Source organism: Streptomyces sp. M-16 (assembly GCF_052114405.1).
Classification (GTDB): Bacteria; Actinomycetota; Actinomycetes; order Streptomycetales; family Streptomycetaceae; genus Streptomyces.
In genome coordinates, this window is record NZ_JBFRER010000196.1 from 1 (window position 1) to 14,572 (window position 14,572).

Here is a 14,572-nt window from a genome sequence, read left to right on the forward strand (position 1 = left end):
GGCGTCGAAGCAGTCGGCGGCGGTGCGGGGGGCGACGATCGGGACGGGGGCCTCGCCGTTGCGCCCGTACATCGCCTGGAGCAGGTCGGCCTGCTCGGTCTTGGTCGGCAGACCGGTCGAGGGCCCGCCGCGCTGGATGTCCACGATCAGCAGCGGCAGCTCCAGGGAGACCGCGAGCCCGATGGTCTCCGACTTCAGGGCCACACCCGGCCCCGAGGTGGTCGTCACCCCCAGCGCACCCCCGAACGCCGCACCCAGCGCCGCACCGATACCCGCGATCTCGTCCTCGGCCTGGAACGTGCGCACACCGAAGTTCTTGTGCTTCGACAGCTCGTGCAGGATGTCCGACGCCGGAGTGATCGGGTACGAGCCCAGATAGAGCGGCAGATCGGCCTGCCGGGCCGCCGCGATCAGCCCGTACGACAGCGCCAGGTTCCCCGAGATGTTGCGGTACGTACCCGCCGGGAACGCCTTCGTCGCCGGAGCGACCTCATAGGAGACCGCGAAGTCCTCCGTCGTCTCACCGAAGTTCCACCCCGCCCGGAACGCCACGATGTTCGCCTCGGCGATGTCCGGCTTCTTCGCGAACTTCTGCCGCAGGAACTTCTCGGTGTTCTCCGTCGGACGGTGGTACATCCACGACAGCAGCCCCAGCGCGAACATGTTCTTGCTGCGCTCGGCCTCCTTGCGCGACAGCCCGAAGTCCTTCAGCGCCTCCACCGTCAGCGTGGTCAGCGGCACCCCGTGCACCCGGTAGGCGTCCAGCGAACCGTCCTCCAGCGGAGAGGTCTCGTACCCCACCTTCGCCATCGGCCGCTTCGTGAACTCGTCCGTGTTCACGATGATCTCCGCACCACGCGGCACGTCCGCGATGTTCGCCTTCAGCGCCGCCGGATTCATCGCCACCAGAACGTTCGGCGCGTCACCCGGAGTGAGGATGTCGTGATCCGCGAAATGCAGCTGGAACGACGACACACCCGGCAGCGTCCCGGCAGGCGCCCGGATCTCCGCCGGAAAATTCGGCAGCGTCGAAAGATCGTTCCCGAACGACGCCGTCTCCGACGTGAAACGGTCACCCGTCAGCTGCATACCGTCACCCGAATCACCCGCGAAACGGATGATCACACGGTCCACGCGGCGGAGCGTCCGCCCAGAACATGGTGTCCATCTGCTCGGTCAGGGTGAACTCGGCCACGAGCTCCTTCTCCAGGCTGTAGACCTGGGATTCCCCGCCCCGGGCGTTGAAGCGGCCCATCAGGTGGATGGCGCCGAAGTCGACCTCGTCGCGGTGCGGGCCCTCGGGGGTCGGTTCCCCCGTCTCGTCCGGGGTGCTGATGATCCGGAACTGGTGGCACTGGACGTCCCAGGGGTCGTCGAGCCAGGAGTCCGCGGGGACCGGGAACTTCTCGAAGTCGGCGCGCAGGAGCCGCGTCAGGAGCGGGTTGTCCAGGGTGGCCCGGCTGAGGGGGGCCACGTCGCGGTCGATGCCGCCGGCGTAGTCGTTGGCGTTCATCGACTGGAAGTAGGGCCGGTGCGGGCGCAGCCGGACCTCTCCGGTGCGGGGCACGAAGTAGAACCGGTCGTAGCGGCGCTCGCGGAAGCGGGACCCGCCCTTCAGGTACCGGTCCGTCTCCAGGTGTTCCCACTCGGCGGCCAATTCCTTGACGTGCTGCCTCAATTCGGCATCGATGACGAGCCGGTCGGCCGGCAGCAACGAATACCCATTGGCCCGCAGTTCTTCTCGTGCTTCGGTCTGCATGATTCGCTCCTCCACGCCGGATCTCACGCACTCGTGCATCCAGAGGTTCCCACAGCCGTACTGACGCTGAACTGACAGCGCCGACGGGTCAGGAGGACGTCAGCCGGTCGTCACGGCACCTGTGCTTCACTCGACCGGTATGACAGAACAATTAGTGTCCTCGCCCCGATCGGAACGCCGGACGGTTCTGGAAGAAATCGTCGTGGCGGAATTCAAGACGGCACTGCTCATGCCCGAAGACGAAGAGCTGCCGCTGGAGGACAGCTTCTTCGAGCTCGGTATGACGTCCCTGCTGCTGACCCAGGTCAAGCAGCGGCTGGAAGACCGACTGGGGCGGGGCATCAGCAGCACGGCCCTGTTCAACCAGCCCACCGTCGAGCGGCTGACCGACCATCTGGCCTCGGACGTGCTGGCCGACATCTTCGACGCGAATTGAGAGGGAGGCCGCCGCCATGCCGGAGACGCCGGACCCGCGGGATCCGTACATCATGCAGGGGATCAAGGAGATAAAGGAGAGGCTCGATATCGCGGAGGAAACGGTCCGGCGCCAGGACAGGACCCTCGGAGAATTCCTTCGCGAAAAGCACGAGCCGATCGCCGTGGTCGGCGTGGGAATGCGCCTGCCCGGCCGGAACAATTCCCTTTCGGATCTCGATTCCTTTCTGCGGGACGGTCGTTCCGGTATCGGTCCGCTGCCGCGCGACCGCTGGGTGCCGGAGGTGGCCGACGGCGACATCACCGCTCGTGCGGGCGGTTTCCTCGACCACATAGACGAATTCGACGCACAGTTCTTCAACATTCCCCCGAAGCAGGCCCCCTTCATCGATCCGGGGCAGCGGCTGCTGCTGGAGACGGTGTGGGAGGCCCTGGAGGACTCCGGCATCGATCCGGCCGTGCTGCGGCACGGCGACGGCGGTGTCTACGTGGGCGCCTCCCCCCTGGACTTCCCCCTGGAGCTGGAGGGGCTCTCGGACGAGCAGCTCGACGGGAACCTGGCGACCGGGCTCGGGGCGTACTCCCTGTCGGGGCGGCTCTCGTACTTCCTGGGCTGGCGCGGCCCGAGCCTGACGACCGACACCGCGTGCGCGGCCTCGCTGACCGCCCTGCACCTGGCGGTGGAGGGGCTGCGGCGGCGCGAGTGCGGGATCGCGCTGTGCGCCGGGGTGAACACCCTGCACAACCCGCGCTCGTACGTGATCCTCTCGCACGCCCAGATGCTGGCCCCGGACGGACACTGCAAGACCTTCGACGAGAGCGCGGACGGTTACGCGCGCGCCGAGGGCTGCGGGGTGCTGGTCCTCAAGCGGCTGTCGGACGCGGTGGCCGCGGGCGACCGGGTGCTGGCCCTCGTACGGGGCACCGCGATCGGGCAGGACGGGGAGAGCGCGGGCCTGAGCGCGCCCAACGGCACGGCGCAGGAGGCCGTGATGCGGGCGGCGCTGGCCAACGCGCGGCTGGAGCCGGGCGACATCCAGTACGTGGAGGCGCACGGGACGGGGACCCCGCTCGGCGATCCGATCGAGCTGGGGTCGGTGAACGGCGTGTTCGGCGCCTCCCACGACAAGGACGACCCGCTGGTCATCGGCTCGCTGAAGGCCAACCTGGGGCACATGGAGCCCGCGGCCGGGCTGGGCGGGCTGATCAAGGTGATCACGCAGATGCGGGCCGGCACCTTCTTCCCGCACGTGTGGCGGAACCTGTCCGGGCGGATCCCGTGGGACACGTACCCGATCGAGGTGGCCACGCAGGAGCGGCCCTGGAAGGCCCCGGTGCGCCGGGCCACCGTCAACGGCTTCGGCGTCGCCGGCGCCATCGCGGTCGCGGTACTGGAGGAGGCCCCCGCCCCGGACACCGCTCCGCCTGCCGCGCGCGAGGAGGCGTACGGGCAGGTCTTCACGCTGTCCGCCAAGTCCGGGCCGGCGCTGCGCCTCCAGGCCGAACGGTACGCGCGGTTCCTCGCCGAGCACCCCGACACCTCCCTCGCCGACCTGTGCCGCACCCGGGCCACCGCCCGCTCGCACTTCCGCTTCCGGGCGGCGGCGGCCGTCTCCTCCCTCGCGGAGCTCGGCACGCGGCTGGAGCGGTGGAGCGCGCCGCCCCGGGGCGAGGAGAAGCCCGACGCGTTCCGCAAGGTGGCCTTCCTGTTCACCGGTTCCGGTTCGCAGTACGTGGGCATGGGCCGGGCCCTGTACGGGCGCCACGCCGTGTTCACGCGCTGCGTCGACGAGTGCGACGCGCTCTTCGCCCCGCTGCTCGGGCGCTCGGTGGCCGCCGTGATGTTCGGCGACGCCGGGGACGCCGAGGAGACCCTGGCCCGTACGTCCTTCACGCACGCGGCGCTGTTCACGCTGGAGTACGCGCTGGCCCGGCTGTGGCTGTCGTGGGGGGTGCGGCCCAGCGTCCTGATCGGGCACAGCGTGGGCGAGATCGTCGCGGCCACGGTCGCCGGGCTGTTCTCGCTCGCCGACGGGGTGACCTTCCTCGCCGCGCGTTCCCGGCTGATCGAGTCGGTGTCGGCGCCGGGCGGGATGGCCGCGGTGGCGGCGCCCGCCGAGGAGGTGCGCCCGCTGCTCCTGCGGTGGCCCGAGCTGGCCGTCGCCGCCGTCAACGCGCCGGAGCAGTGCGTGGTCTCGGGCGGCGCAGGGGCGCTGGCGGAGGCCGTGGAGGCGCTGCGCGCGCGGGACTGGACGGTGACCCCGCTGCACGTGACGGCGGCGTTCCACTCGCCGCTGATGGAGGAGGTCGCCGAGCCGCTGGCCGAGGTGCTGCGGGGGATCGCCTTCCAGGAGCCGCGGCTGCCGATCGTGTCCAACCTGACGGGCCGGATCGCGGCGCCGCGGGAACTGGCGACGCCGGAGTACTGGGTGCGGCACATGACGCGGTCGGTGGAGTTCGCGGCCGGGGTGCGGACCGTCGCCGAGCGCGGCCGGCACGTGTTCCTGGAGGTGGGTCCGTCCACCGCTCTGACCTCGCTGGCCCGGCAGGCCGTGCCGCAGGAGCAGCACCGGTGGCTGAGCTGCCTGCGCCGCAAGGACACCACGGGTGCCACCCTGGACGCCGCGCTGGCCGGCGCGTACACGGCGGGGCTGACCATCGCCTGGAACGAGGTCCACGCGGAGGGTCCGGGGCGGCGGATCCCGCTGCCCGGCTACGCCTTCGACCGGCGCGCCTACCGGCTCCCGGCCCGCCCCGCGGCGCGCGCCGGGGCCGTCGGGGCCGGCCACCCGCTGCTGGGCCGCGAGGGCGGACCGGTCGGCGACCGGCGGGAGTTCACGGCCCGGATCAGTGCGGCGGCCCCCGCGTACCTGGCGGACCACACCATCGGCGGCCAGGCCTTCCTGCCCGCGGCCGCGTACCTGGAACTGCTGCTGGCGGTCCAGGACGAGGTCCACGGCGACACCGGCCGGGCGGTGGAGGACGTCCGCTTCCACGAGGCGCTGTTCCTCTCGGACCGGCCGACGCTGCTGCTCACCCGGGTGCGCACCGAGCCGGGCGGGCGGCTGTCCGTCGAGGTCTCCAGCCGCTCCGGGGACGAGCCCGGGGGCGTGGAACGGCTGCACGTGACGGCCTCGATCGCGGCGGAGGCCGCCGGCGCGGGCTCGCTGTCCGATCAGGGCCGGGCCCTGGTGGGCCTGCTGGGCGCGGTGCGGGGGGTGCGCTCCTCGAAGGCACTGGACGCCGAGGACGTGCGGGCGGCCTACGCCGAGGCCGGGCTGGAGTACGGGCCGCAGTTCCGGCGGGCCCGCTCGGTGACGGCGTACGGGCCGAACTTCGCGGTGACGGAGCTGTCCGGCGCGGACGTCTCCCGTGCCGAGCACCTCCCGCCGCCGTTGCTGGACGGGGCGACGCACGCCCTGGCCGCCCTCGCCGACGACGGCCGCCACTACGTGGCCACGAGCGTGGGCCGGCTGCGGACCTTCAAGAAGCCGCGCGGGGAGGCGTTGCGCTCCGCCGTGCGGGTCACGTGGGCCGACCGTCCGGACACCGGGGCCGGCGACGGCCCGGCCTTCACGCTGGACCTGCTGCTGCTGGAGGACGGCCCCGAGGGCGCCGGCCGGCCGGTGGCGGAACTGTCCGGGATGGGCTTCACCCGGCTGCCGGACCGGCCGGTGGAGGTGGCCGCCGGGGCCGCGGAACCGGCCGCGTCCGCGCCGGTCGACGTGGAGGCGCTGACGGCCGCGCCGCCCGAGGAGCGGCGGGCCGCGCTGGTCACGCTGGTGCGGGCCACGGTCGCCGCGCTCCTCGCGGTCGACGACCCGGAGTACGTCGACACCCGGGCGAGCTTCCTGGAGCTCGGAGTCGACTCGCTGACCGCGATCGTGCTCAGGACCCGGCTCCAGACGCGGCTGCGCGTCCCCCTGGTCTCGTCGGCGGTCTTCGACCACCCCTCGGTGGAGGAGCTCGCCGAGGTCCTGTCCGACCGGCTCGCACCCGCGCCCGTGGTGGCGGCGTCGGCCCCCTGAGCAACAGCCAACGACACAAGGGAACTCCATGGACAACCGTACGGAGGACCGGACCCTCGCCGCCCGCGCCGCGCTGCACGCCCGGACCCGGCCCGACCGGCCGGCGGTGATCTGCGAGGACCGCACGCTGACCTACGGGCAGCTGCACCGGGAGAGCAACCGCACGGCGCACGCGCTGCTGGACTCGGGTCTGGCGGCGGGCGCGCGGGTCGGCTACCTGGGCCGGGAATCGGAGCACTACTACGACCTGGCGCTGGGCTGCGCGAAGAGCGGGGCGGTGCTGGTGCCGGTGAACTCGCGGCTCACGGCCGGCGAGGTCGAGCACGTCCTGCGCGACTCGCAGGCCGAACTCCTCTTCGTGGAAAGACAGTTCAGGCCGGTCGTGGACCGGCTGCGGCCGGTGCTGCCCCGGCTGGTCCGCATCGTCGAGATGGACTCCGACGGCCATGTGGCGGGCGGGTTCCTCGACTGGAAGCGGGGGCGGCCGGACACGGAGCCGGCCCCGGCCGCCGCGGCCGGTTTCGACGCCCCGGTCGCGCAGCTGTACACGAGCGGGACGACCGGGCTGCCCAAGGGGGTGGTGCTGGCGCAGCGGACCTTCTTCACCTTCATCGCCGACACCCGGGCGGCGGGGGTCGACTGGATCGACTGGCGGCCCGAGGACCGGGGGCTGAGCTGCTTCCCCGGTCTGCACACCTCGGGCTTCGGCTGGTTCATGCACTCCTTCAACGCCGGCGCGACCACGGTGATCATGCGTCAGTTCATCGCCGACGAGGCCACCCGGCTGATCGAGCACCACGGGATCACGACGCTGTGGGCGGCGCCCGCGATGCTGCGGATGATGCTGACCGAGCGGGGCACGACCCGTGACACCTTCCGTTCGCTGCGCAAGGTGGTCTACAGCGGCTCCCCCATCGACCGCGAACTCCTGCTGACCTGCATCGACGTGCTGGGCTGCGAGCTGGCGCAGGGCTACTCCTCGGCGGAGGCGGGCAGTTTCGTGACCTGCCTGGCGCCGGAGGACCACACCCCGGACAGCCGGGTCCTCGGCTCGGCGGGCCGGGTCTGCCCCGGCAACGAGGTGCGCATCCTCGACGGGGAGGGCCGGGAGCTGCCGGCGGGCGAGGTGGGCCGGGTGGTCATCAAGAGCCCGGCGCGCTTCCTCGGGTACTGGCAGCTGCCGGAGGTGACGGCGCAGGCCCTGTCGGGCGCGTCGGGCGAGTGGCTGTCCATGGGCGACATGGGCCACCTCGACGCCGACGGCTACCTGTTCCTCGTCGACCGGGTCAACGACACCATCATCGTCGCCGGCCAGAACATCTATCCGACGGAGGTCGAGAATGCCCTGCGGGCCCATCCGGCGGTCGCCGAGGTCTCCGTGTACGGAGTCCCGCACCCCGATTGGGGCGAGGCCGTACGGGCCGCGGTGGTGCTGCGTCCCGGAGCCGAGGCCACCCCGCGCGAGTTCCTGCGGTTCATGAACGGGCGGATCGCCGGGTTCAAGATCCCGACGGGGTACGACATCGTGGCCGCGCTGCCGCGCAATCCCACCGGGAAGGTGCTGCGGCGGGTGCTGCGCGAACGGCACACGGCCGCCGCCGCGTCGCCCGCCCCGGCCACGGCGGCGTAGACCGCGATGGAGACCCTGGGCCCGCTGCCCGAGGTGCAGGGCGCGTCGCGGTGGCTGCATCCGGCCGACGCGGAACCGGACGCGGAGCTGCGGTTGTTCCTGCTGCACCACAGCGGGGGCGGCGCCTCCATGTACCGGGAGTGGCCAGCGCAGCTCCCCGGGTCGGTGTCCTGCCAGGCCGTGCAGCTGCCCGGCCGTCAGGAGCGGCGGCGCGAGGCCCCGTACACACGGCTCGGCCCGCTGGTGGAGGCCCTCGCGCGGGTGGTCTCGGACGAGCTGGACGGGCGCGCGTACGCGGTGTTCGGGCACTCCATGGGGGCGCTGCTGGGCTACCGGCTGACGGTGGAGATGGAGCGGCGGGGCCTGCCGGCCCCGGCGCTGCTCGCCGTGTCGGGGTGGGCTCCCGAGGGGTTCTCGGCGCCGGCGGCGCTGTCCCGGGACCCCCTCGAAGCGCTGCGCCTGCTGGGCGGGCTGCCGGCGGCGGTCGAGGCCGACGCGGAGCTGCTGGCGGCGGCGGTCCGGGCGATGGGCGCCGACGGCGCGGTGTGCGCGGATTTCCCGGACGACGGGGCGGCCGTGGGCTGTCCCGTCGTCGCGTACTCCGGGCGCGGGGATCCGCTCCTCGCGCCCGGGGCCATGCGGTCGTGGGCCGGTCGGACCCGTGACTTCCTGGGGTGCCGGACCTTCCCCGGGGACCACTTCTACCTGCGGACCCACGCCCGCGCCATCACGGCCGACCTGGCCCAGCTGCTGCCGCGGTACGCCGCGGGGCCCTGACCGGGCGGCGTCCCCGCAGAACCGGAGGTACACCGTCATGCTGCCCCGACCCAACGAACTCCTCGCGCGCTACGTCGCGTTGTGGAACGAGACCGACGCGCAGCGCCGGCGCGACATGGTGCACGCCCTGTACGCGCCCGACTGCACGTACGTCTTCTACCGCAAGGACCCGATCCGGGGGCACGCGGCGCTCCTGGAGCAACTGGCTTACACGCACGAGGTGTACGGCCCGATGGGGTACGAGTTCCGCTCCTCGAACAACGCGACCGGCCACCACGACGTCGTCCGGTTCAACTGGGTGATGGTCTCGGCGGCCACGGGCGAGATGGAGATGTCCGGCCAGGACATCGTCGTGCTCGCCGAGGACGGGCGAATTCAAGCCGACTACCAGTTCCACGACCGGATGCCCTCGTCGTTCGTCTACAACGACGGCTACGAGGAGCACGGCGTCGCCGTCCGCGCGGCCCAGCCCCGGCGCACCGGTGTCCCGAGCCCCTGACGGGGGCCCCGTGCGCGGACGGACCGGCCCCGCGGCCCCGCGGTGCCGCGGGGCCGGTTCCTGGCCAGGGCCATCCGGGCGGGCCCGTCCACCCCGAGCACCTCGCCGTTGGCCAGCAGGCCGCCGATGACGAGCATCAGCGTGTCGGCCAGGGCGTCGGGATCCTCGGCGCCGGCCTGGACGCCCATGTCCCGCAGCCAGTTGCGCAGGCCCTTGAGGTGCAGCGTCGCCTCCTGGCGGCCCGGGTGCGCCGGGTCGCGGAACTCGCTGGAGGTGTTGTAGTAGATGCAGCCGTGGAAGTCCGGCTCCCTGACGCTGGCCTGGAAGAACTCCATCAGCGCCATGATCTGCCGGGCCGGGTCGCCGCTGTGGGGGGCCGTGACCTCTTCGGCCTGCTCCCACCACTGCGCGTCGCTCTCCCGCAGCCAGGCGGCGATGAGCTCGTCCTTGCTGGCGAACTCGCGGTAGAGCAGGCTCTTGCCCACTCCGGTCGCGTCGATCACCTGCTGCATGCCGACGGCCCGGACCCCCTGTTCACCGAAGAGTTTGGCCGAGGCCTCCAGAATCCGCCGCCTCGTACCTGGTGCCGGTGTACGCGCCATGTCTGAACTCCTTCCCCTCTCCCCCGCGGATCCCAGCATACGTTTGACAGCTGGGTTTGTGAGCGCTAGAAATGGACCGATCAGTCCCGGACTGATCGGTCCGTCATTCTTCACCATGTTGCGGCCCACTGCTTCCGACGACCCTCCGATCGGAGTCTGATCATGACCGAGGCATCACCGACCTCTCCCCCCATCGCACGGACGGCGTTACCGTCCACCCCCGTGGTCAAGAGCCTGCCCCTGCTGCTCCTGGTCGTGTGCGCGGTGCAGTTCCTGGACGCGATGGACATCGCGAGCATGGGACCGGCCCTCCCCCTGGTCCAGGCGGACCTGGGCATGTCGACCTCCGCACTCCAGTGGGTCGTCTCCGCCTACGCGCTCGGATTCGGCGGGTTCCTGCTGCTGGGCGGCCGGCTGGCCGACCTCTACAACCGCAAGAAGCTGCTGATCGGCTTCCTCGCCGTCTTCGTGGTGGCGAGCATCCTCGGCGGCATCGCCGACAACGGAGTGCTCCTGGTCGTCGCCCGTCTCCTCAAGGGCGTCAGCGCCGGCATCACCGCACCCGCCGCCATGGCGATCCTGCTCGACGCCTTCCGTGACGAGCAGTCACGCAACCGCGCGCTCGGCACCTTCCTGGCCGTGGCCTCGGCCGGCTACTCGCTCGGCCTGATCCTCGGCGGCCTGATGGCGGGCGTCTCCTGGCGCCTGGTCCTGTTCGCCCCGGCCGTGGCCGGTGTCCTGGTCGCCCTGCTCGCCGCCTCCGTGGTACCCGCCCAGCAGGAGAAGGGCAAGAGCGGAAGCATCGACATCCTCGGCGCCGTCACGGTGACGGCCGGCGCGGTGGCCCTCGTGTACGGGCTCAGCCGGGCCGCGAGCGACGGCTGGAGCGACGCGCAGACGATCGGTTCGCTCATCGCCGCCGCGGTCCTCTTCCCGCTGTTCGCCGTGGTCGAGAGCCGGCACCCGGCGCCGCTGGTCCCGCTCTCCGTCTTCCGCAAGGGCCAGCTGACCCGCGCCCTGGTCTCGATGCTCTTCTTCGGCGCCTACGTCTCCTTCCAGTTCGTGCTCACCCTCTACTACCAGGAGCAGCTGGGCTGGAGCCCGCTGGAGGCCGGCCTCGCCTTCCTCCTCGGCGGCGTGCTGACCGCGGGCACCGCCCGCTACGGCGCGGCCCTGGTCACCAAGTACGGCGCCTGGCCCGTCGCCACGGGCGGCCTGGTCCTGCTGAGCATCGGCTACCTCGGCTGGGTCCTGCTCATGGGTCAGGTCGACCCGCTGGTCACGCTGTTCGCGCAGCAGCTCCTCGGCGGCCTCGGCTTCGCCGCGGTCTACCCGGCGCTGAACATCGCGGCCGTCGGCACCGCCGAGCCCGACGAGCAGGGCCTGGTCTCGGGCCTGTTCAACGCCGGCGCGCAGATCGGCAACGGTGTGGTCATCGCCGTCACCGCCACCGCCTTCTCGCTCTCCACCGGCGGGATCGCCCCGTACCGGGCGGGCCTGTGGACCGTCACGGTCATCACCCTCGCCGTCACCCTCGTGGCGCTGGCGGGCGCCGCCCGCTACCGCCAGAAGGCCGCGGCCTGACCGGAGGGCGGCGCCGCCGCGGCGGCGACGCCCTCCCCCCGATCGGCCGTGCAACACGTCTGGCGCACCCATTGGATCCCCCGCATCCGGCGCCGGACGTGTTGCACGGCCTTTGTCGCGTTCGCTCCCCGGCGGGGCCTCCGGGCGGAGGCGGGGCTCCTTTGGCTTCATTGACACGCTCCTACCTGACCAAGTACGGTCGGGACCGATCGGTCCACTAGGAATTCAGTACCGCATGAGTACCGCTTCCGGCACCGAATCGATCACCCGGCGCCAGTGCACACGACACCGTTCTCTTTCCATCTCGCGGGGAGATGTTTGTGTTGCTGTTCTCAGTCCTAGGCTCCATTGAAATAATGAAACAGCGGGTCGCCGTGCGACTCGGCGGCGCCATGCAGCAGACGCTCCTGGCGACCCTGCTCGCGGCCGGCGGATCGCTCGTCACGGTCGACTCCCTCATCCTCGAACTCTGGGGGACCACACCCCCCAACAAGGTCGAGAACGCCCTCCAGGCGCAGGTCAGCAGGGTGCGCAGAACCCTCGCCGCGGTGGAGCCCGACCGGGAGGGATCGCGGGTGGTGACGAGCACCTCCGGCTACATGTTCCTCTTCGACCGGTGGGAACTCGACGCCTACCTGTTCCTCGACACCGTGGACGCGATCCACGCGAGAACCGGCACGGACACCCTGTCCGAGCACCGCCAGAACGTCGCCGACCTCCGCGCCGGACTCTCCCGCTGGAGGGGCCCCGTATTCGGCGGACTGGCCGGCGGACCGATCTGCCAGACCGCCTCCACGAGATATATGGAGGCGCGGAATTCGGCGCTCATTCTGCTTTACGATCTCGAACTGCGCACCGGCGGTCACGAACGGATCCTCCCGGAGCTGACCGAGCTCTACTCCCGCAACCCGAACCACGAGCAGTTCTGCATGCTCCTCATGCGGGCCCTGTACCGGTGCGGCCGGCAGCTCGACGCCCTGACGGTCTACCGCCAGTGCCGCCACAACATGATCGAGTCGCAGGGCATCGAGCCCTCCCCCGTACTGAGCCAGTACGAGCGGGCGATCCTCACCCACGACCCGATGCTGCTCCAGAACGAGCCCTACTGGCCTGTGCCGGCCCTCGTCGCGAGCTAGGGAAGAGCCCGGACATGGGCGACGCCCTGTTGCTGGTCGCGCACGGCAGCCGCGATCCGCGCCACGCGACCACGGTCCGCACCCTCACCCGCGGGATCCGGTCGACGAGGCCCGGACTGCGCGTGAGCACGGCCTTCCTCGACTTCGACGCCCCCTCCGTACCGGAGGAGCTGGCGCGGGCGGCCCGTCACGGAGCCGCCCGGCTGGTGGTGCAGCCGCTGCTCCTGACCCGGGCCTTCCACGCGAAGACGGACCTGCCCGGCGCCCTGCGCCGGGCACCGGCCTCCCTCACGGTGCGCCAGAACCGCGTCCTGGGACCGGATCCGCTGCTCACCGCCGCACTGGAACGCCGGCTGTACGAGGCCGGGCTCGCCCCGGACGAACGCGCCACGACCGGCGTGGTCCTCGCGGCCGCCGGCAGCGGCGACCCGGAGGTGGCCGCCACGCTCGCCGGGATCGCCCGGCGGTGGCAGCGCACCGGCGGCTGGCACTCCGTACGCTTCGCCTGCGCCTCCCGCGGCCCCCGCACCGAGGACGCCGTACGGGCGCTGCGCGCCGGGGGCGCCCGGCGGATCGCGGTCGCCCCGTACGTCCTGGCGCCGGGAAGGCTCCCGGACCGGATCGCCGAGGGCGCCCGCGGCGCAGGGGCGGACGTGCTGGGCGCGGTGCTCGGCGCCGCCCCGGAACTGGCCCGCCTCGTCCTGCTCCGGTACGACGCGGCCGTCCGCGTCCCGGCCCTGACGGGCTGACACCGGCCGGTGCCCGGAGGGCCGCCCCGGGCCGGGTCCCTCACGGGCGCAAGCCCCGTCGGCGCAGCATCCGGCGCTCCAGCGGGCCGAAGACCAGCAGGTCGACGACGACGCCGACCAGCAGGATCAGCACGATGGCGAGGAAGATCCGCGCCATGTCGGAGGTTTCGCGCCCGGACTCCAGCAACTGGCCGAGCCCCAGGCCCAGGTCGGGTGAGCTGGCGATGATCTCGGCGGCCATCAGGGAGCGCCAGGAGAAGGCCCAGCCCTGCTTGAGGCCGGCCAGGTAGCCGGGCAGCGCGGCGGGCATGACCACGTGCCGGGCGCCGCGCAGGCCGGTGGCGCCCAGGGAGCGGCCGGCCCGCAGGAACAGCGGCGGGACCTGGTCGATGCCCGAGACGAGGCCGCCGGCGATGGAGGGGGTGGCACCGAGCAGGATCACGGCGTACATCATCGAGTCGTCCAGGCCCAGCCACAGGACCGCCGGGGGGACCCAGGCGACCGAGGGCAGGGACTGCAGGCCCTGGAGGACGGGTCCGATCGCGGCGCGCACGAACGTGACGCGGGCGACGAGCAGGCCGAGCGGGGTGCCGATGGCCAGGGCCAGCAGGAAGCCCGACAGGCCGCGCCAGACGCTGGTCCACACGACGTCGAGGAGGGTGCCCCTGAACCAGAGGTCGGTCAGGCTGTGCCAGACGGCGGACGGCGGCGGGAGCACGTAGGCGTCGGTGACCCGGGCCCAGGTGAGCCCCTGCCACACCGTCAGCACCAGGGCGACGGCCACGGCGGGCGGCAGCGCCTTGCGCCACAGCACCCGGCGCAGGGAGGTGCGGGCTGCCTGGTGGGTGTCGAGGGCGTCGAGTCCGGCCAGCTCGTGGGAGGCGGCGGGGAACTCCCGGGACGGTCGGGGCCCCGGGGGCCTGAGGTCAGTGCTGGCCATGGCGGCGGATCTCCCCACGCAGGTGTTCGGTGATCTCGACGGACAGGTCCGCGACCGCGGCGTCCTCGATGCGGCGCGGCTGCGGGATGTCCACCCTCCATTCGCGGGCCACGCGGCCGGGCCGGGAGGAGAGCAGGACCACGCGGTCGGCGAGGCGGACGGCCTCGCGGACGTTGTGCGTGACGAAGAGGACGGAGAGTCCCCCCGCGGCGGAGCCGCCGATGTTCGCGCCGGCCCAGATGCGGGTGAGTTCGCCGTGCAGGACGTCGCGGGTGATGGCGTCCAGGGCCGCGAAGGGCTCGTCCATCAGCAGCAGGCGGCTGTCCTGGGCGAGGGCGCGGGCCAGGGCCACGCGCTGGCGCATGCCGCCGGACAGTTCGTGGACGCGCTTGCCGTACGCCCCGCCGAGCCGGACCAGCTCCAGCAGCCGTTC

13 protein-coding genes are annotated in these 14,572 nt (G+C 72.3%); 8 read left to right on the plus strand and 5 right to left on the minus strand.

Translation table 11 applies throughout. The annotated features are described in order from the left end of the window. The coding region (locus tag AB4039_RS40265) for a 2-oxoacid:acceptor oxidoreductase family protein (RefSeq protein WP_442273108.1) at positions 1-1,134 on the minus strand (1,134 nt) is incomplete at its 3' end. Further along, positions 1,103-1,759, minus strand: coding sequence for a 2OG-Fe dioxygenase family protein (locus tag AB4039_RS40270; protein ID WP_442273109.1), 657 nt, complete (start codon positions 1,757-1,759; stop codon positions 1,103-1,105). The genes AB4039_RS40265 and AB4039_RS40270, both read right to left, overlap by 32 nt. A gap of 202 nt (positions 1,760-1,961) precedes the next feature. Here AB4039_RS40270 and AB4039_RS40275 point away from each other — a divergent pair, with 202 nt between their 5' ends. Genes AB4039_RS40275 through AB4039_RS40295 form a run of 5 tightly spaced genes read left to right on the plus strand, consistent with a single transcriptional unit; the run spans position 1,962 to position 9,128 of the window. Beyond that, on the plus strand, positions 1,962-2,195 hold the full coding sequence (locus AB4039_RS40275) for an acyl carrier protein (protein WP_266845088.1): 234 nt from the start codon (positions 1,962-1,964) through the stop codon (positions 2,193-2,195). 16 nt (positions 2,196-2,211) lie between these two features. Beyond that, positions 2,212-6,222, plus strand: coding sequence for a type I polyketide synthase (locus AB4039_RS40280; protein ID WP_442273110.1), 4,011 nt, complete (start codon positions 2,212-2,214; stop codon positions 6,220-6,222). Between the two features lie 28 nt (positions 6,223-6,250). Next, positions 6,251-7,852, plus strand: coding sequence for a long-chain-fatty-acid--CoA ligase (locus tag AB4039_RS40285; protein ID WP_266845089.1), 1,602 nt, complete (start codon positions 6,251-6,253; stop codon positions 7,850-7,852). Between the two features lie 6 nt (positions 7,853-7,858). After that, on the plus strand, positions 7,859-8,629 hold the full coding sequence (locus AB4039_RS40290) for a thioesterase II family protein (RefSeq protein WP_442273111.1): 771 nt from the start codon (positions 7,859-7,861) through the stop codon (positions 8,627-8,629). A 37-nt stretch (positions 8,630-8,666) separates the two neighbouring features. Beyond that, the gene (locus AB4039_RS40295; protein WP_266845093.1) at positions 8,667-9,128 is read left to right on the plus strand and encodes a nuclear transport factor 2 family protein; all 462 of its coding nucleotides are present in this window, start codon (positions 8,667-8,669) and stop codon (positions 9,126-9,128) included. Here AB4039_RS40295 and AB4039_RS40300 read toward each other — a convergent pair. Next, positions 9,062-9,730 (minus strand): TetR/AcrR family transcriptional regulator, encoded by a 669-nt coding sequence (locus AB4039_RS40300; RefSeq protein WP_442273112.1) that lies wholly within the window; start codon positions 9,728-9,730, stop codon positions 9,062-9,064. The genes AB4039_RS40295 and AB4039_RS40300 overlap by 67 nt on opposite strands. A gap of 222 nt (positions 9,731-9,952) precedes the next feature. Between AB4039_RS40300 and AB4039_RS40305 the strand changes: the two genes are divergently transcribed. The 3 genes from AB4039_RS40305 (at position 9,953) to AB4039_RS40315 (ending at position 13,199) form a co-directional block, all read left to right on the plus strand. Continuing rightward, the gene (locus AB4039_RS40305) at positions 9,953-11,314 is read left to right on the plus strand and encodes an MFS transporter (protein ID WP_266845096.1); all 1,362 of its coding nucleotides are present in this window, start codon (positions 9,953-9,955) and stop codon (positions 11,312-11,314) included. A 356-nt stretch (positions 11,315-11,670) separates the two neighbouring features. Beyond that, positions 11,671-12,450: an AfsR/SARP family transcriptional regulator gene (locus tag AB4039_RS40310; protein WP_266845097.1), complete on the plus strand. Its 780-nt coding sequence runs from the start codon at positions 11,671-11,673 to the stop codon at positions 12,448-12,450. A 14-nt stretch (positions 12,451-12,464) separates the two neighbouring features. Continuing rightward, a complete protein-coding gene (locus AB4039_RS40315; protein ID WP_266845098.1) occupies positions 12,465-13,199 on the plus strand; it encodes a sirohydrochlorin chelatase in 735 nt (244 codons plus the stop codon). A gap of 40 nt (positions 13,200-13,239) precedes the next feature. Here AB4039_RS40315 and AB4039_RS40320 read toward each other — a convergent pair whose 3' ends face one another. Then, complete coding sequence (locus AB4039_RS40320; RefSeq protein WP_442273113.1) at positions 13,240-14,139, minus strand: ABC transporter permease; 900 nt, start codon at positions 14,137-14,139, stop codon at positions 13,240-13,242. Continuing rightward, on the minus strand, positions 14,126-14,572 hold a 447-nt coding region (locus AB4039_RS40325), incomplete at its 5' end, for an ATP-binding cassette domain-containing protein (RefSeq protein WP_442273114.1). The genes AB4039_RS40325 and AB4039_RS40320, both read right to left, overlap by 14 nt.

What these genes read in the sequence shown, in the direction of transcription:
- AB4039_RS40270 (WP_442273109.1), bottom strand. Translation starts at nt 1,759, where the DNA reads ATGCAGACCGAAGCACGAGAAGAACTGCGGGCCAATGGGTATTCGTTG.
- AB4039_RS40280 (WP_442273110.1), top strand. Translation starts at nt 2,212, where the DNA reads ATGCCGGAGACGCCGGACCCGCGGGATCCGTACATCATGCAGGGGATC.
- AB4039_RS40285 (WP_266845089.1), top strand. Translation starts at nt 6,251, where the DNA reads ATGGACAACCGTACGGAGGACCGGACCCTCGCCGCCCGCGCCGCGCTG.
- AB4039_RS40290 (WP_442273111.1), top strand. Translation starts at nt 7,859, where the DNA reads ATGGAGACCCTGGGCCCGCTGCCCGAGGTGCAGGGCGCGTCGCGGTGG.
- AB4039_RS40295 (WP_266845093.1), top strand. Translation starts at nt 8,667, where the DNA reads ATGCTGCCCCGACCCAACGAACTCCTCGCGCGCTACGTCGCGTTGTGG.
- AB4039_RS40300 (WP_442273112.1), bottom strand. Translation starts at nt 9,730, where the DNA reads ATGGCGCGTACACCGGCACCAGGTACGAGGCGGCGGATTCTGGAGGCC.
- AB4039_RS40310 (WP_266845097.1), top strand. Translation starts at nt 11,671, where the DNA reads ATGAAACAGCGGGTCGCCGTGCGACTCGGCGGCGCCATGCAGCAGACG.
- AB4039_RS40315 (WP_266845098.1), top strand. Translation starts at nt 12,465, where the DNA reads ATGGGCGACGCCCTGTTGCTGGTCGCGCACGGCAGCCGCGATCCGCGC.
- AB4039_RS40320 (WP_442273113.1), bottom strand. Translation starts at nt 14,139, where the DNA reads ATGGCCAGCACTGACCTCAGGCCCCCGGGGCCCCGACCGTCCCGGGAG.